At 64.6% G+C, this 15,321-nt stretch carries 18 protein-coding genes; 6 read left to right on the plus strand and 12 right to left on the minus strand.

From position 1 onward, the window contains the following. Window positions 1-39 precede the first annotated feature (39 nt). Window positions 40-399: a PilZ domain-containing protein gene (locus NY023_RS22520; RefSeq protein WP_003259592.1), complete on the minus strand. Its 360-nt coding sequence runs from the start codon at window positions 397-399 to the stop codon at window positions 40-42. Window positions 400-522: 123 nt separating this feature from the next. Further along, entirely contained in the window at window positions 523-909 is a 387-nt protein-coding gene (locus tag NY023_RS22525) for a hypothetical protein (RefSeq protein WP_003259593.1), read from the minus strand. Between the two features lie 179 nt (window positions 910-1,088). Here NY023_RS22525 and pyk point away from each other — a divergent pair, with 179 nt between their 5' ends. Then, on the plus strand, window positions 1,089-2,543 hold the full coding sequence (pyk, locus tag NY023_RS22530) for a pyruvate kinase (protein ID WP_013974057.1): 1,455 nt from the start codon (window positions 1,089-1,091) through the stop codon (window positions 2,541-2,543). A 138-nt stretch (window positions 2,544-2,681) separates the two neighbouring features. Here pyk and NY023_RS22535 read toward each other — a convergent pair whose 3' ends face one another. Continuing rightward, window positions 2,682-3,602, minus strand: coding sequence for an iron-sulfur-binding ferredoxin reductase (locus NY023_RS22535; RefSeq protein WP_024087696.1), 921 nt, complete (start codon window positions 3,600-3,602; stop codon window positions 2,682-2,684). A 248-nt stretch (window positions 3,603-3,850) separates the two neighbouring features. Between NY023_RS22535 and NY023_RS22540 the strand changes: the two genes are divergently transcribed. Then, window positions 3,851-5,374: a fumarate hydratase gene (locus NY023_RS22540; protein ID WP_013974059.1), complete on the plus strand. Its 1,524-nt coding sequence runs from the start codon at window positions 3,851-3,853 to the stop codon at window positions 5,372-5,374. A gap of 121 nt (window positions 5,375-5,495) precedes the next feature. On the opposite strand, the gene NY023_RS22545 is transcribed toward NY023_RS22540, so the two are convergent. Beyond that, window positions 5,496-6,368, minus strand: coding sequence for a carbon-nitrogen hydrolase family protein (locus tag NY023_RS22545; RefSeq protein ID WP_013974060.1), 873 nt, complete (start codon window positions 6,366-6,368; stop codon window positions 5,496-5,498). Next, a complete protein-coding gene (locus tag NY023_RS22550) occupies window positions 6,365-6,955 on the minus strand; it encodes a GNAT family N-acetyltransferase (RefSeq protein WP_013974061.1) in 591 nt (196 codons plus the stop codon). The genes NY023_RS22545 and NY023_RS22550 overlap by 4 nt, the downstream gene beginning before the upstream one ends. A gap of 115 nt (window positions 6,956-7,070) precedes the next feature. On the opposite strand from NY023_RS22550, the gene NY023_RS22555 reads away from it, so the two are divergent. Continuing rightward, entirely contained in the window at window positions 7,071-7,469 is a 399-nt protein-coding gene (locus tag NY023_RS22555) for a nuclear transport factor 2 family protein (RefSeq protein ID WP_013974062.1), read from the plus strand. Window positions 7,470-7,587: 118 nt separating this feature from the next. Here the strand turns inward: NY023_RS22555 and NY023_RS22560 are convergent, their stop codons facing one another. The 6 genes from NY023_RS22560 to NY023_RS22585 form a co-directional block, all read right to left on the minus strand. After that, window positions 7,588-8,166 carry a DJ-1/PfpI family protein gene (locus NY023_RS22560; RefSeq protein WP_024087698.1) on the minus strand — a complete coding sequence of 193 codons (579 nt, stop codon included), beginning with the start codon at window positions 8,164-8,166 and terminating at the stop codon, window positions 7,588-7,590. A gap of 51 nt (window positions 8,167-8,217) precedes the next feature. Next, a complete protein-coding gene (locus NY023_RS22565) occupies window positions 8,218-9,375 on the minus strand; it encodes a phospholipase D-like domain-containing protein (RefSeq protein WP_013974064.1) in 1,158 nt (385 codons plus the stop codon). A 1-nt stretch (window position 9,376) separates the two neighbouring features. Then, window positions 9,377-9,958 carry a YceI family protein gene (locus tag NY023_RS22570; protein WP_013974065.1) on the minus strand — a complete coding sequence of 194 codons (582 nt, stop codon included), beginning with the start codon at window positions 9,956-9,958 and terminating at the stop codon, window positions 9,377-9,379. Between the two features lie 44 nt (window positions 9,959-10,002). Further along, a complete protein-coding gene (locus NY023_RS22575) occupies window positions 10,003-10,299 on the minus strand; it encodes a hypothetical protein (RefSeq protein WP_013974066.1) in 297 nt (98 codons plus the stop codon). Further along, complete coding sequence (locus tag NY023_RS22580; RefSeq protein ID WP_013974067.1) at window positions 10,296-11,378, minus strand: serine hydrolase domain-containing protein; 1,083 nt, start codon at window positions 11,376-11,378, stop codon at window positions 10,296-10,298. Before NY023_RS22580 ends, NY023_RS22575 begins: the two co-directional genes overlap by 4 nt. Window positions 11,379-11,553: 175 nt before the next feature. Continuing rightward, window positions 11,554-12,441, minus strand: a complete 888-nt coding sequence (locus NY023_RS22585) for a hypothetical protein (RefSeq protein ID WP_013974068.1) — start codon at window positions 12,439-12,441, stop codon at window positions 11,554-11,556. 160 nt (window positions 12,442-12,601) lie between these two features. On the opposite strand from NY023_RS22585, the gene olsB reads away from it, so the two are divergent. Next, a complete protein-coding gene (gene olsB, locus NY023_RS22590; RefSeq protein WP_013974069.1) occupies window positions 12,602-13,357 on the plus strand; it encodes an L-ornithine N(alpha)-acyltransferase in 756 nt (251 codons plus the stop codon). After that, window positions 13,357-14,145 carry a lysophospholipid acyltransferase family protein gene (locus tag NY023_RS22595; protein WP_013974070.1) on the plus strand — a complete coding sequence of 263 codons (789 nt, stop codon included), beginning with the start codon at window positions 13,357-13,359 and terminating at the stop codon, window positions 14,143-14,145. Before olsB ends, NY023_RS22595 begins: the two co-directional genes overlap by 1 nt. A gap of 133 nt (window positions 14,146-14,278) precedes the next feature. Here the strand turns inward: NY023_RS22595 and NY023_RS22600 are convergent, their stop codons facing one another. Next, on the minus strand, window positions 14,279-14,863 hold the full coding sequence (locus NY023_RS22600) for an ACP phosphodiesterase (protein WP_013974071.1): 585 nt from the start codon (window positions 14,861-14,863) through the stop codon (window positions 14,279-14,281). Between the two features lie 150 nt (window positions 14,864-15,013). Here NY023_RS22600 and NY023_RS22605 point away from each other — a divergent pair, with 150 nt between their 5' ends. Next, window positions 15,014-15,316 (plus strand): ArsR/SmtB family transcription factor, encoded by a 303-nt coding sequence (locus NY023_RS22605; RefSeq protein ID WP_003258229.1) that lies wholly within the window; start codon window positions 15,014-15,016, stop codon window positions 15,314-15,316. The last annotated feature ends 5 nt before the right edge of the window (window positions 15,317-15,321 follow it).

Genomic DNA, 15,321 nt, shown 5'->3' on the forward strand with positions numbered 1-15,321 from the left:
TAGCGCGATTCCAGTAGCTGGGCCCGGGGCTCAGCAGGTTCAGGCAGATGCGTTGGCGGGGCGGAAACTGAAATAGTCGCGCAACGAACGGACGAATTCATCGTACTCGCGGGGGGCCTGCAGCAGCATGAAACCGGAATCGTAGTGCCCGGGCGTCTGGTCTTCACGACACCACAGGCAGCTGGCGGTAAGGTTGACGAATTGATGCCCGCCACCAAGCAGCGGCAGGCGTAATTGCAGATCGTAGTCGGGCCCGACCAGCACAGGTAGCTGGCTTATCAGCATCAGCCCGTCTTCAGAGGCGTTACCCAGCTGGCCGATGGCCTGGCCGGTAATGCGATTGAACACCTTGAGAACACAAGGCAGCTGATGGCGTTCGATGTGGCGCTTGTTGAACATGATCGCAAGTGCAGTCCGTATCCGATGCCAGGAATACGTGGAACTGGCGGTTGTTGTAACAACTGAGTTACAGATTAGCGCAGCGCGCGCGGCAAATCCCGTGAAATAAATCACACCTTGGTGTTAACGCCAAGGTGCGGCGGTCACCGGGTTCGCCACGGCGGCTTCGGTGCCGCGCAAATGGCCGAGTTTCTCCAGGGTCTGCAGGCGTGCCTGGGCACGATACGCGTATTCATTGCCCGGGTACTGCTGGATCAGGTACTGGTAGGTCTGCGCCGCATCCACGTACAAGGCCTGGCGCTCCAGGCACTGGCCGCGCAGCAGCGACACCTCGGGGTGGATGAACGGTCGTGCACGGCTGGTGCGGTCGACCTGCGACAGCTCGAGCATGACCCGCGCGCAATCGCCACGGTCGTAGGCACGGTAGGCATTGTTCAGGTGGTGGTCCATGGACCAGCGGGTGCAGCCGACGGCGCTGGCCGCCAGGGCTAAAACGATCAGGGCTCGCATGGGGGTCTCCTTTGATGCCAGTGTATCGGCCTTTGCCGGCAAATCTTCACACCCTTTTGCAAGGATGCCCTGCCCGTTCAAATGCCACCCTGCCTCGGTCGCAGGTAGTGCAACGGAACAATGACTACAGCGAGATTCAGGAGTAGCCTTTCGCTGCGCTTCACTATAGGAGTCTGTGCATGAGCATCCGCCGTACCAAAATCGTCGCCACCCTTGGCCCCGCCAGCAACTCGCCGGAAGTGATCGAACAGCTGATCCTCGCCGGCCTGGACGTGGCACGCCTGAACTTCTCCCACGGCACTCCGGACGAGCACAAGGCCCGCGCGCGCCTGATCCGTGACATCGCCGCCAAGAACGGCCGCCATGTTGCACTGCTGGGCGACCTGCAGGGTCCGAAGATCCGCATCGCCAAGTTCGCCAACAAGCGTATCGAATTGAAGATCGGTGACAAGTTCACCTTCTCCACCGCCCACCCGCTGACCGAAGGCAACCAGGACATCGTCGGTATCGACTACCCCGACCTGGTCAAGGACTGCGGCGTTGGTGACGAACTGCTGCTCGACGATGGCCGCGTGGTGATGCGCGTCGAGACCGCCACCGCAGATGCCCTGCACTGCGTGGTGATCATCGGTGGCCCGCTGTCCGACCACAAAGGCATCAACCGTAAAGGTGGCGGCCTTACCGCACCGGCCCTGACCGAGAAAGACAAGGCCGACATCAAGCTGGCCGCGGAAATGGACCTGGACTACCTGGCCGTGTCCTTCCCGCGTGACGCCAGCGACATGGAATACGCGCGCAAGCTGCGTGACGAAGCTGGCGGCAGCGCCTGGCTGGTGGCCAAGATCGAACGCGCCGAAGCGGTGGCCGACGACGAGACCCTCGACAAGCTGATCCTCGCATCCGACGCCGTCATGGTCGCCCGTGGCGACCTGGGCGTGGAAATCGGCGACGCCGAGCTGATCGCCATCCAGAAGAAGATCATCCAGCACGCCCGCCGCAACAACAAGGCGGTGATCGTGGCGACCCAGATGATGGAGTCGATGATCCAGAACCCGATGCCGACCCGTGCCGAAGTGTCCGACGTAGCCAACGCCGTGCTGGACAACACCGACGCGGTGATGCTGTCGGCCGAGAGCGCCGCCGGTGCCTACCCGATCGAAGCTGTCCAGGCCATGGCCCGCATCTGCCTGGGTGCCGAAAAGCACCCGACCAGCCAGAAGTCCAGCCACCGCCTGCACACTACCTTCGAGCGCTGCGACGAGAGCATCGCCCTGGCGGCCATGTACACCGCCAACCACTTCCCAGGCGTGAAGGCGATCATCGCCCTGACCGAGAGTGGCTACACCCCGCTGATCATGTCGCGCCTGCGTTCGCACGTGCCGATCTTCGCCCTGTCGCCGCACCGCGCTACCCAGGCCCGTGCCAACATGTTCCGCGGCGTGTACCCGATCGCCTTCGATCCGGCCTCGCTGCCGGCCGACAAGGTGAGTCAGGCAGCGGTCGACGAACTGCTCAAGCGTGGCCTGGTGGAGCAAGGTGACTGGGTAATCCTGACCAAGGGTGACAGCTACCACACCATCGGTGGCACCAATGGCATGAAGATCCTGCATGTCGGTGATCCGCTGGTCGGTTGATCCCGCCAAGGGGCCGCGCCATGGCCCCGTTCGCGGGCACGCCCGCTCCCACAGGGTTAGCAACAAGCCTGAGGCTAGCGCTGTACCTGTGGGAGCGGGCGTGCCCGCGAATGGGCCGGCACGATCAACACAAATGCCTCAGGCATGCTCGACAAACACATCGGCCAACACCTGCCCCCGTGGCACCCCGGCAATGAACAGCCGCCGGGCAAACCGCTCGACACTCCCCGGCGCCCCGCACACCAGCGCCACCGTCTGCCGCGATGACGGCCGCAACCCGGCCAACGCTTCATCCAGCCGCTCTGCCAGTACCAACTCGACATTCACATCCGCCATCTGGCGCAACGGCTCGACCAGATAATGCCCAACGCCCTCGCGCGCCACATGCATGACCCTGATTTCCCCTTGGTGCCCCTGCCGCAGAGCCTCGCGCAAGATGCCCCACAACGGCGCCAGCCCGGTCCCCGCCGCCAGCAACCACAGCGGCCGCTGCTGCCAGTCCGGGTCGTAGTGCAAGGCCCCACCCCTGAGCTCGCCCAGGCGCAGCACATCACCCAGCTGCAAGCCACGGGCCTTGTCACAAAAGGCGCCGGGGTGCTGGCAGTCGATATGAAACTCGAGGAAATCATCTTCGCCCGGCAGGCTGGCCAAGGAGTAAGGCCGCGCCACCGCGCCATTCCACAGCACCACATGCTGCCCCGCCTGGTAACGCATTGCCCGTTCGGGCCGCAGCCGCACGCGCAGCACATCGCCGAACCAGTCCAGGGCACAGACCTGCGCCGGCAGGCCATCTTGCTGCGGGTCGAACAGCGCCACGCGCAGATCTTCGACTACCCGACACTGACAGGCCAGCCGCCAGCCCTGGGCATGCTTGTCCGGCGCCAGGGCCTCGGGCATGGCATCCAGCGGTTGCCCGCCCAGGCAGTGCACCAGGCAGGCATGGCAACTGCCGGCGCGGCAACTGTAGGGTACGTTCAGCCCGGCCTCGTTCAAGGCATCGAGCAGGTTGCTGCCGGTCGGCACCGCCCAGCGGCGCTCGCCCACGCAAAGTTCGGGCATGGTCGGTCTTTCTCCACATATCACAGTGCACTTTAAGCCAAGCACGCAACGGCAGCAAAAAGGATGCCCAACCACTGCCGACCATGGTCCAGACCGACCGCAGGTGTGCCCGGCACGGATGCGCGCTATACTGCCGCGCCTTTTTCCGTCGGCCTGACCTGCCGGCGCCTTGCAAGGCGCTTCGACACGCTGGTCGGCACCGTCGAGCGCCGTAATGAATGTTCCCGTCTTTAAGAGGAGCGCGCTGCATGACCGTGATCAAGCAAGACGACCTGATTCAGAGCGTCGCCGACGCCCTGCAATTCATCTCGTACTACCACCCCGTCGATTTCATCCAGGCCATGCACGAGGCCTATCTGCGTGAAGAATCGCCTGCTGCGCGCGATTCCATCGCCCAGATCCTGATCAACTCGCGCATGTGCGCCACTGGCCATCGCCCGATCTGCCAAGACACCGGTATCGTCACCGTGTTCATCCGCGTGGGCATGGACGTGCGCTGGGACGGCGCCACCATGAGCGTCGACGACATGATCAACGAAGGTGTGCGTCGCGCCTACAATCTGCCTGAAAACGTCCTGCGCGCTTCGATCCTGGCCGACCCGGCCGGTGCCCGCAAGAACACCAAGGACAACACCCCGGCAGTGATCCACTACTCCATCGTCCCCGGCGACAAGGTCGAGGTCGATGTCGCAGCCAAAGGCGGCGGCTCGGAGAACAAGTCGAAGATGGCCATGCTCAACCCGTCCGACTCGATCGTCGACTGGGTACTGAAGACTGTCCCGACCATGGGCGCTGGCTGGTGCCCGCCTGGCATGCTCGGCATCGGCATCGGCGGTACCGCCGAGAAGGCCGCCGTCATGGCCAAGGAAGTGTTGATGGAGTCCATCGACATCCACGAACTGAAAGCCCGTGGGCCGCAGAACCGTCTGGAAGAAATCCGCCTGGAACTGTTCGAGAAGGTCAACCAGCTGGGCATCGGCGCCCAGGGCCTGGGTGGCCTGACCACCGTGCTCGACGTCAAGATCATGGACTACCCGACCCACGCCGCTTCGCTGCCGGTGTGCATGATCCCCAACTGCGCCGCCACCCGCCACGCCCACTTCGTGCTCGATGGCTCCGGCCCGGCCGAGCTGGAAGCGCCGTCGCTGGACGCCTACCCGGAAATCGTCTGGGAAGCTGGCCCGAGCGCCCGTCGCGTCAACCTCGACGCCATCACCCCGGAAGAAGTCGCGAGCTGGAAGCCGGGCGAAACCATCCTGCTCAACGGCAAGATGCTGACCGGCCGCGATGCCGCGCACAAGCGCATGGTCGAAATGCTCAACCGTGGCGAAGAGCTGCCGGTGGACCTGAAAGGCCGCTTCATCTACTACGTTGGCCCGGTCGACCCGGTCGGTGACGAAGTGGTAGGCCCAGCCGGCCCGACCACCGCCACCCGCATGGACAAGTTCACCCGCCAGATCCTCGAACAGACCGGCCTGCTCGGCATGATCGGCAAGTCCGAGCGCGGCCCTGCCGCCATCGAAGCGATCAAGGACAACAAGGCCGTGTACCTGATGGCCGTCGGCGGTGCTGCCTACCTGGTGGCCCAGGCCATCCGCAAGTCGAAGGTCCTGGCCTTCGCCGAGCTGGGCATGGAAGCGATCTACGAGTTCGAGGTCAAGGACATGCCGGTGACCGTCGCCGTGGACAGCAACGGTGAGTCGGTACACATCACTGGCCCTGCCCTGTGGCAGAGCAAGATTGCCCAGAGCCTGGCAGTCGAAGTGAAGTAAACCTGATGTAACGGCGGCGGCCTCTTCGCGGGCTTGCCCGCTCCCACAGGTAACGCGTAGCCCTCGGGCTTGCGCTGTACCTGAGGGAGCGGGCAAGTCCGCGAAGAGGCCGCCGCTGTTTTCACAGGACTCTGTCAAACTGCTCCGGCCAATCCCTTCGGGTAAACACCTGCCCTTCCCGCCTCACCCGCCGTACTTCCTCAAGGTCCACCTCACAGACCAGCCACTGACTGGTTGCAGGGCTCGATTCTTCACTCAAGGCCACCACCCCATCCCCCGGCATCCCATGATCCGGCGGCACGAACAGCCCTGCCCGGCCGATATTCTCGTCCAGCGCCGGCGACCAGGGCGCCAGCCCGACCGTGGGGCTCTGCAACACCGCAATCTGGTTCTCCAGCGCCCGCGCCTGGGCACCGATGCGCACCCGGTGGTAACCCGCCTCGGTGTCGGTACAGCTCGGGGCGAGGATCAGGTCGGCACCACCCTCCGCCAGGCGCCGCGCCAGCATCGGGAATTCGTTGTCGTAGCAGATCAGGATCCCCAGGCGCCCCAGTTCGGTGTCGAACACCTGCAACCCCTGGCCTGCGGCTATATCCCATTGCTCGCGCTCGAAGCGGGTCATCATCAGCTTGTCCTGGTAACCCAGTACACCCTTGGGGCCGAACAGCCAGGCACGGTTGCGGTAGCGCCCATCGCTGTCCAGCACCGGTACGCTACCCGGTTGCAGGTAGATTCCGCAGCGCCGGGCAAGGCTCTCGCACAAGGCCTTCCAGGGCTCGATCAGCGGCTGGATACCGGCGATGGAGGCCTGCAGGTCACCCCGCTGCTCGGCACTCAGTTGCCCGCTGAGCACCAGCCCGGCGTACTCCGGCAACAGCAGCAGGCGGGCCCCCGCCTCCACCGCTTCGGCACACAGGCCTTGCAGGTGGTCGGCGTAGGCCTCCCAGGTTTCATGCAGCTCGATGGCGTACTGGCAGGCCGCCAGGCGGATCATATCGGCAGTTCCTTGAGCCAGAACGACATCAGCTTGTCGGAGCTTTCCTGTTCGTCCAGGTCGCGCCAGGCGTAGCTGGTGCGCAGCGACGGGTCGTGCAGGAAGCCGCGGTTACGCCAGAAGCCATGCAACGGTTTGTAGTCCGCAGGCCGCCGCGGATGCACACCTGGCCGCTCGACCGCACAGAACGCGCAATAGTCGAACTCGGCCAGCTTGTGTGCGTAGGACTCGCGCTCGATGAAAAAGCGCACCCCCAGGCCCTGGCCACGGTACTCGGGCAGTACCACAGATTCACCGAAGTAATACACGCTGGCCGGGTCGCGCCCCTGGGCCAGGAACGGCTGCTGGAACTCGGGGGCGACGTCCACCAGCGGCAGGCCGGTGGAGGCGCCGACCACCTTGCCGTCGTCCAGCGCCAGCACCACCAGGCTGCGCCCGGAGCGGGCATAAGTGGCCAGGTAGTCGGCCTCGTACTCCGGGGTGCCGTCATAAAGGTAGGGAAACTCGCGAAACACGGTAAGGCGCAGGCGAGCGAGGTCATCGATGTAAGGCGCGATAGCGGCGCCGTGCAACAGGCGTATTTCCATGCTTGGCGGTCGTTTTGTCGATGTGGATGACGCGCTCGGCTAAGCCGGGCTTGAGGGGAAACCCTATCATCCGGAGCGACGACCCGCCTTTTCCCTCCACGACAGGTATTGTTCCATGACCGCTACCGAACTGATAAATGCTTACTACGCCGCCTTCAATGCGGGCGACATGCCGGCCTTTCTCGCCCTGCTCAGCGAGGATGTGATCCACGACATCAACCAGGGCGAGCGGCAGATGGGCAAGGCCCGGTTTGCAGCGTTCATGGACAAGATGAACCGCTGCTACCGCGAGCGCCTGGCCGATATCGTGGTGATGCAGAACGCCGACGGCAGCCGCGCGGCGGCGGAGTTCACCGTGCATGGGGAATATCTGGTCGATGACGAAGGGTTGCCGGCGGCCAACGGGCAGACCTATGTGCTGCCGGCAGGGGCGTTCTTCTATATCCACTGCGGAAAGATTGCCCGGGTGACCAACTACTACAACCTCAATGACTGGGTCGAGCAGGTGGCCTGATCAGGGTGTATTGCTTGTGCTGGCCTATTCGCGGGCTCGCCCGCTCCCACAGGGATCCCGCACGACTTGAGAGCAGTGAGGTACAGGTGGGAGCGGGCATACCCGCGAAGAGGCCCTGTCAGGCAATACGGGTACCAAGCAACTTGAGAAAAGCCGCAAGCCACGCTGGATGCGCCGGCCATGCCGGTGCCGTCACCAGGTTGCCCTCCACATGCGCCTGGTCCACCGCGATATCGATGAACGTCCCGCCCGCCAAGCGCACATCCGGGGCACACGCCGGGTACGCACTGCATTCGCGCCCTTCCAGCACGCCAGCCGCCGCCAGCAACTGGGCGCCATGGCATACCGCCGCGATCGGCTTGCCCGCCTGGTTGAATGCGCGTACCAGCTCCAGCACCTTTTCATCCAGGCGCAGGTACTCTGGCGCACGACCACCAGGGATCAGCAGCGCGTCGTAACTCTCGGGCCGTACACGCACGAAGTCATAATTCAAGGCAAAGTTGTGCCCCGGCTTTTCGCTGTAGGTCTGTTCGCCCTCGAAATCATGAATCGCGGTACGCACCGTCTGCCCCGCGACTTTTTCCGGGCATACCGCATGCACCGTGTGCCCGACCATGCTCAGCGCCTGGAACGGCACCATGACTTCGTAATCTTCGACGTAGTCGCCGACCAACATGAGAATTTTCTTTGCCGTCATCGCACCCACTCCTTCGATTGCCTTGAGCCAATCACTGCACGATAGCTGGTCTCAGTCGCGACGGTCGAGCAAGTTGACCACCAACCGGTCCAGCCACCCCCACAACCGCTGCTTCACCCGGCGCCACAGCGGCCGGGCATTCCAGTGGCCCAGGTCGACCACCTCGCTCAAGGCGAAATCACGCTCGAAACTGGCCTGCACGGCAGCCGTCAGCGGCGGGTCGAGTGCCTCGATATTGGCCTCGAGGTTGAAGCGCAGGTTCCAGTGATCGAAGTTGCATGAGCCGATACTGACCCAGTCGTCGATCAGCACCATCTTCAGGTGCAGGAAACACGGCTGGTACTCATAGATGCGCACCCCGGCGCGCAGCAGACGCGGGTAATAGCGGTGCCCGGCGTAACGTACCGAGGGGTGATCGGTGCGCGGCCCGGTCAGCAGCAGCCGCACATCGACCCCCTTGCCGGCAGCCCGGCGCAGCGACCGGCGCACGCTCCAGGTCGGCAGGAAGTAAGGCGTGGCCAGCCACACTCGCTGCTTGCCGCTGTTGATCGCGCGCACCAGCGAATGCAGGATGTCCTGGTGCTGGCGGGCGTCGGCATAGGCCACCCGGCCCATGCCCTGCCCCTGTGCAGGCACCTTGGGCAGGCGCGGCAGGCCAAAGCCTTCGGCGGGGCGCCAGGCGGTGCGACGGTTGTTGGCGTGCCACTGGCGGTCGAACAGCAACTGCCAGTCGCTTACCACCGGCCCCTGCATCTGCACCATCACCTCGTGCCATTCACTGGTCGCCTCGCCCGGCGTCCAGAACTCGTCGGTGACGCCCGTGCCGCCCACCACTGCCCAGCGTTCGTCCACCAGCAGCAACTTGCGGTGATCGCGGTACAGGTTGCGCAAGCCACGCTTCCAGCGCAGGCGGTTGTACCAGCGCAGGTACACACCTGCGTCCAGCAGGCGCTGACGCAACTTGCTGTTGAAGGCCAGCGAGCCATAGTCGTCGAACAGGCAGCGCACCCGCACGCCACGTCGGGCAGCGTGCTCCAGCGCTTCAACCACCGCATCCGCGCAGTCACCGGCCTCGACCAGATACAGTTCCAGGTCGACCTGGAATTCGGCGCGCATGATCGCCAGGAGCATGCGCGGAAAAAACTCGGGGCCGTCGATCAGCAGTTCGAACTGGTTGCCATCCCGCCAGGGAAAGACCGGCCCCGGCATGTCAGCGGGCGGTGAAGATCAGCACCGCGCTAACCGGCACCGACGGGTTGATGGACTTGAGCCCGGCGAACTTGCGCAGGCGTTGCAGCCCCGGCAGCAGGCCGAAATCCTCGGCGCGCAGCACCAGGGGCTCCAGGGTCACCACCTGGAAGCGTCGCTCGTCCAGGCGGGTGGCCAGCAGCAGGGCGTTGTAGCTGTGGGACTGGCCATGCAGCGTCACGGTCAATGGCAGGCGCAGTTCGATCTGGGCACCGTTGGCCAGGTCGTTGATCGGCCGTAGGTCCAGTTGCGCCTGCACCTTGGCTTCGGCAAAGCGTTCGACCTCGAACAGGTCCTCGCGCATGCGTTCATCACGCAGCGGAATACCGCTGCTCACCGAGTCCATCTCGATGCTCAACCCGGCCACTCCCTTGCGGTCGACCGTGCCATGCAGCACCAGGAAGCGGTGCACTTCGGCGGTGTTACCGTTCTTGCCGGTAATGAACGAAAGGCGCGAAGACTCGCCATCGAGGTGCCAGTTGGCGTGGGCGGGCAGGCAAAAAGCCAGCAACAAGGCGGGCAGCAGGCGGGGCAGCTTGAACATGACAGATCTCGTGAAACCAGGCCGCCAACCTTACCCGCCCGCCTTCACGGCAGCAAGCGGCAGCCCTCGCGCGGGCCTTGCCAAGCAGCCTGATTGCGACGGCCCAGGCCTTCGGCGGTGACCTGCCGCTGTTGGCTGTCTTCCTCCAGCAGGCTCAGCGGCAGCCATTGCTTCACGTAGCCTTGGCAATACGCCGGCTCGAACCCCATGACGAAGCGGCACGAGCAATATTCCTTGGCCGAGTAGGCCGAAAGGATACCAGGGAAGTCCGCCAGGGCCTGGCGCTCATGCCAGGCCCAGTACACCACCCCCAGCAACACCACCAGCAGCACCCGCTTCATGCTCCCTCCCCAGCCAGCGCCGCGAGTATCCGCTTTAGCAGTTCATCGTGCTGGTAGCTGCCGTCGCGGTCATCGGCGTAACGCACGATCACCAGCTTTTGCGCGGGCAGCACGTACAGCGCCTGGCCCCAGTGGCCAAGGGCGGCATAGGTGTCTGCGGGAGCACTCGGCCAAGGCCGGGCAGCGCCGGGCAGCGGCTGGTTGAGCCACCAGTGGCCACCGGGGTTGGCCTCGCCGGGCAGCGCTTCGGCCTCAGCAAACGGCGTGCGGTTGAAGGTCACCCAGGGCTTGGGCAGCAATTGCCGATCCTGCCAACGCCCGTCGCGCTGCATCAGCAGGCCGATGCGCGCCAGGTCGCGAGCGCTGAGGTACAGGTAGGACGAACCCACATAGGTACCCGCGCGGTCCCGCTCCCATACCGCGCTGTCGATCCCCAACGGAATGAACAGCGCATGCCAGGGGTAGTCGTGGTACTGACCGGCATCGAGCATGCCGCGCAACGCGGCGGCCAGCAGGTTGCTGTCGCCACTGGAATAGAGAAACCGCTGGCCCGGGCTGGCCACCGCTTCCCGCGCCGCCGTGTAGGCCGCCATGTCCTCGCGGCCACGGGTATACAGCATGGCCACCACCGAGGACTTGAGCGGGGCGTATTCGTAGTCTTCCTGCCAGTCCAGGCCGCTGGCCCAATGCAGCAGATCGGCCATGCGCACGCCGGGATGGGCGTGCATGGCCGGGTAGAAACGGGTCACCGGGTCCTGCAGCTGGAAGCGGCCTTCGCCCTGGGCTACGCCCAATAGCGTGGCGAGTACGCTCTTGCTGATCGACCAGGTGAGGTGGGCGGTGGCGGCAGTGCTGGGGGCGGCGTAGCGTTCGTGGAGGATGCGGCCGTCGCGGATGATCAGCAGGGCGTCGGTGCGGATGCCGCTGCGTTCGGGGGTGGTGCGTGCGGGGAAGGCGTAGGCGTCGACGGCTTGCCAGTCGAGGGAGGCAGGGTCGTTGTGCCAGTCAGGGTCAGGCCAGACCTCAGCCTTGGCAGGGGCCATGGCCATGCAAAAAAGCAGCAGCAGACCTTTCAGCATCCCAGTAGAGGCTCGCGTTTTATGGGGCTGCCTTGCAGCCCTTCGCGGGCCCGCCCGCTCCCACAGGGATCGCACCATTCATGGGCTAAGCGATATACCTGTGGGAGCGGGCAAGCCCGCGAAGGGCCGCACAGCGGCCCCAGGATTCATCGGATCACACAAACCTATCAGCCATTCATGACAATCCCGCAGCAGCCCAAGCCTTGTTCAGCCGCTTCTCCCGCGCCGCCGCCGCCAGCGCCATCACCCCCTGGTCACGCTGCCAGATCTGCGCCCACTGCGCCGGCCCCGCCGCCAACGCGGCATCGATCTCCCCTCGCAGCGCCTGGAACTGTGCAAACAATCCTCCCAGCAACAAATGGCAACCAACGCTATCGGCGCACTGCCGGCTACCTTCGGCACACCCGGCCAGCAGCCCAAGCAGCTGCAGGCGCAGGGCCTGCGGCCAGGCGCACTCCTGCCCCACGCCATATAACCAGGCCGTCAACGCCGTAAGCACATACAAGTCCTCCAGCGAACGGAACGGCTTCACATAGGCATCCCAACCATCACCGGCCAACAACTCGCACGCCGCGTGCTCCAGCACCAGTCGCCCATGGCCTACTTCCGGCATCAGCGGCAGCGTCGGCAGCGCTTCCAGCGTCACGCCTGGCTCCCCGGGGTAGACCACCGCCAGGTTCAACTGCGGTGCCGCGCCCGTCGCCTCGCAGCGCGCCGCCACCAGCAGCCATTCCGCCTCCAGGCCGGCAGTGACGAAGTCCTTGCTACCGGTCAGCCGCAAGCCGTCCAGGCGCGTGCGCATGTCCGCCGGCCGCACGCTGCGCCGTTCGGTGGCGCACAGGGCGCCGAGGCTGGGTGGAGCACTGGGCCACAGCATGCGCAAGGCGGCCTGGTAGCCGACCAGGAAGGCCAGGCCGGGGGTGGCCATCGCGCGCCCGCCGAGCACCGCCAGTTCGAACGGGGCAACCGGGCCAAGGCGCTCGAGCAGCGCAGCATAGGTTTCGCCCAGAGTGCCCGCCAGCGCTTGGCGAAGCGGGTCGTTGAGTCGTTGCAACCAGGCCATCGGTCGGCTCCTTGCTGAAGGGCTTTCAGTTGTGGCTCAGGGGGTGTCACGCAAGCATCACCAAAGATTCACAGGGGTGACACCCCATCTACCTAGGCTGACTTTGCACAACAAAGCCGACCGGCCGCAACCCTTCATGGCTGGCTTATGGAGACTCGTAATGACTCGGATCGCTCACGCTGGCGACAACAGCACCGAACGCCGTCTGCAAGCCGAACGCCTGGTTGGCGCCACGGCCCTGCAGGAAGCCCAGGCCCTGCGCTACAAAGTGTTCAGCGCCGAATTCAAGGCCAAGCTCAAAGGAGCCGAGCAAGGCCTGGACATGGACGACTACGACGTGCACTGCCGCCACATTGGCGTACGCGACCTGAGCACCGGCGAGCTGGTTGCCACCACCCGCCTGCTCGACCATCAGGCCGCCAGCAGCCTGGGCCGCTTCTATAGCGAAGAAGAATTCAGCCTGCATGGCCTGTTGCAGCTGCAGGGCCCGATCCTGGAGCTGGGCCGAACCTGCGTAGCTCCCGACTACCGCAACGGCGGCACCATCGCCGTGCTCTGGGGCGAACTGGCCGAAGTGCTCAACGAAGGCCGCTACAGCTACCTGATGGGCTGCGCCAGCATCCCCATGCAGGATGGCGGGGTACAGGCCCATGCGGTGATGCAGCGCCTGCGTGACCGCTACCTGTGCACCGAGCACCTGCGCGCCGAGCCGAAGAACCCATTGCCCAACCTGGCACTGCCGAACAACGTCATCGCCGAGATGCCACCGCTGCTCAAGGCGTACATGCGCCTGGGCGCGAAGATCTGCGGCGAGCCGTGCTGGGACGAAGACTTTCAGGTGGCCGACGTGTTCATCCTGCTCAAACGCGACGAACTGTGCCCACGCTACGCCCGCCACTTCAAGGCAGCGGTCTGATGCCGAAGCTGCGGGTAATGGCCCGCCTGACTCGACTGCTGCTGGTACTGCTGCTGGGCATGCTGATGGCCAGCGTGATCGCCCTGGGCGAACGCCTGGGGTTCAAGACGCCCATCGAGCGCCGCCAGCGCTGGACCTGCCTTTTCATGAAGCGCCTGGTCGCGGCCCTGCCCTTCGATGTGCGGGTGATCGGAGAGCTGCCCCAACGGCCAATGCTGTGGGTCAGCAACCACGTGTCCTGGACCGATATCCCGTTGCTTGGCATGCTGCTGCCGCTGTCGTTCCTGTCCAAGGCCGAAGTGCGGCACTGGCCGGTGGCCGGCTGGCTGGCGGAAAAGGCCGGCACCTTGTTCATCCGCCGTGGCGGGGGCGACAGCCAGCGCCTGCGTGAGCAGATCGCCAGGCAACTGGGTCTTTCCCGGCCGCTACTGATCTTCCCGGAGGGCACCACCACCAGTGGCCGTACCCTGCGCACCTTCCATGGTCGCCTGCTGGCAGGTGCCATCGACCGTGGCGTGGCGGTGCAGCCGGTCGCCATCCAGTACCTGCGCGATGGCCAGATCGACCCGATTGCACCGTTTATTGGTGACGATGACCTGGTGTCGCACCTGATGCGCCTGTTTGCCCTGCCGCGGGGCGAGGTATGCATTCACCTGCTGCAGCCGATCGGCAGCGTGGGCAAGGAGCGAGCGGTGCTGGCGTTGCAGGCGCAGCAGGCGATTCACCTGGCGTTGTTCGGGGTTGAAGAGGTTGAGCTGGCGCCACGGCGGCAGGCGCGGGCTGCCTGAGTTTTATGCACTGCCTGTTCTGGCCTTTTCGCGGGTGAACCCGCTCCCACAGGGATGGCGCTCATCCTGAGTTCTGTGGTGTACCTGTGGGAGCGGGTTTACCCGCGAAGAGGCCGGCAATGCCAACCCAGCACTAACTGTCAGACATCCGCCCCGCTGCAGCAAACGCCTGCAACTGTGGATAAAACTCCCTGAAGTCCGCCAGCAATGGCTCATACAGCCGCTCCAGCTCCCCCATCACCCCAACCATGCCCTCCGGCCGCGATAGGCGCCGGGCAATGCCGTTGAACACCTGCTCCAGCGTGGCAAAGTCGCCATACGCACCCAGCCAGTCATCCGCCGCCATGAACGGCGCTATCCGCGCCAGCCGCCCCGGCAACTCGGGCTCCGCAAGCAATACCCGATAAAAATCCCCGGTGAACTGCTCCAGCGGCTGCTCGGCATAATCCTGCCAATGCCGGGCCAGGCAATGGTCGAAAAACACATCCAGAACGATGCCGGCAAAGCGCCGCCGCTCCCGCGGAAAGCGCGCCAGTGCCGCCAGCACCAACGGGTGCTGGTCGGTATAGCTGTCGATATGCCGGTGCAACCGGATGGCCGCCTCCAGCGCTGGCGGGAAGCGCCCTTCCAGCGAGCCTTTGACGAAGTCGCCATACAGGCTGCCAAGCAGTTGTTGCGGCGCCGGGCCGCCAAGGTGCAGGTGTGCGAGGTAGTTCATGAGCGCAGTCTAGCACCGCCGGCCCATATATCGTTATAACGCGATATAGCGATTCGTGCTCAGCTCAGAACCTCTTCATATTTGTATATCGGGAAACCACGATTTACATTTCGTCCTATCGCGATATACCGCTACAACGAGCCTCAACCCATGCCTCTCGATCTCGACGAAATCATAAAAGCGCTGGCCCACCCGGTCAGGCGAGAAATCCTCAGCTGGCTGAAGGACCCGGCTACGCAATTCCCCGACCAGTACCACAGCACCGAGAACGGTGTGTGTGCCGGGCAGATCGACCAACGCTGCGGCCTGTCGCAGTCGACCGTCTCCGCCCACCTGGCCACCTTGCAGCGCGCCGGGCTGATCAGCAGCCAGAAGATCGGCCAATGGCATTTCTTCAAACGCAACGAAGCCACCATCCAGGCGTTTCTCGAACAACTGCGCCAAGCACTCTGAACAGG

The organism is Pseudomonas sp. NBB, from assembly GCF_032701105.1.
Classification (GTDB): Bacteria; Pseudomonadota; Gammaproteobacteria; order Pseudomonadales; family Pseudomonadaceae; genus Aquipseudomonas; species Aquipseudomonas asiatica.

Excerpts from the sequence above, each read along its gene's own strand:
- NY023_RS22520 (WP_003259592.1), bottom strand. The coding sequence starts at position 399 with ATGTTCAACAAGCGCCACATCGAACGCCATCAGCTGCCTTGTGTTCTC.
- NY023_RS22525 (WP_003259593.1), bottom strand. The coding sequence starts at position 909 with ATGCGAGCCCTGATCGTTTTAGCCCTGGCGGCCAGCGCCGTCGGCTGC.
- pyk (WP_013974057.1), top strand. The coding sequence starts at position 1,089 with ATGAGCATCCGCCGTACCAAAATCGTCGCCACCCTTGGCCCCGCCAGC.
- NY023_RS22535 (WP_024087696.1), bottom strand. The coding sequence starts at position 3,602 with ATGCCCGAACTTTGCGTGGGCGAGCGCCGCTGGGCGGTGCCGACCGGC.
- NY023_RS22540 (WP_013974059.1), top strand. The coding sequence starts at position 3,851 with ATGACCGTGATCAAGCAAGACGACCTGATTCAGAGCGTCGCCGACGCC.
- NY023_RS22545 (WP_013974060.1), bottom strand. The coding sequence starts at position 6,368 with ATGATCCGCCTGGCGGCCTGCCAGTACGCCATCGAGCTGCATGAAACC.
- NY023_RS22550 (WP_013974061.1), bottom strand. The coding sequence starts at position 6,955 with ATGGAAATACGCCTGTTGCACGGCGCCGCTATCGCGCCTTACATCGAT.
- NY023_RS22555 (WP_013974062.1), top strand. The coding sequence starts at position 7,071 with ATGACCGCTACCGAACTGATAAATGCTTACTACGCCGCCTTCAATGCG.
- NY023_RS22560 (WP_024087698.1), bottom strand. The coding sequence starts at position 8,166 with ATGACGGCAAAGAAAATTCTCATGTTGGTCGGCGACTACGTCGAAGAT.
- NY023_RS22565 (WP_013974064.1), bottom strand. The coding sequence starts at position 9,375 with ATGCCGGGGCCGGTCTTTCCCTGGCGGGATGGCAACCAGTTCGAACTG.
- NY023_RS22570 (WP_013974065.1), bottom strand. The coding sequence starts at position 9,958 with ATGTTCAAGCTGCCCCGCCTGCTGCCCGCCTTGTTGCTGGCTTTTTGC.
- NY023_RS22575 (WP_013974066.1), bottom strand. The coding sequence starts at position 10,299 with ATGAAGCGGGTGCTGCTGGTGGTGTTGCTGGGGGTGGTGTACTGGGCC.
- NY023_RS22580 (WP_013974067.1), bottom strand. The coding sequence starts at position 11,378 with ATGCTGAAAGGTCTGCTGCTGCTTTTTTGCATGGCCATGGCCCCTGCC.
- NY023_RS22585 (WP_013974068.1), bottom strand. The coding sequence starts at position 12,441 with ATGGCCTGGTTGCAACGACTCAACGACCCGCTTCGCCAAGCGCTGGCG.
- olsB (WP_013974069.1), top strand. The coding sequence starts at position 12,602 with ATGACTCGGATCGCTCACGCTGGCGACAACAGCACCGAACGCCGTCTG.
- NY023_RS22595 (WP_013974070.1), top strand. The coding sequence starts at position 13,357 with ATGCCGAAGCTGCGGGTAATGGCCCGCCTGACTCGACTGCTGCTGGTA.
- NY023_RS22600 (WP_013974071.1), bottom strand. The coding sequence starts at position 14,863 with ATGAACTACCTCGCACACCTGCACCTTGGCGGCCCGGCGCCGCAACAA.
- NY023_RS22605 (WP_003258229.1), top strand. The coding sequence starts at position 15,014 with ATGCCTCTCGATCTCGACGAAATCATAAAAGCGCTGGCCCACCCGGTC.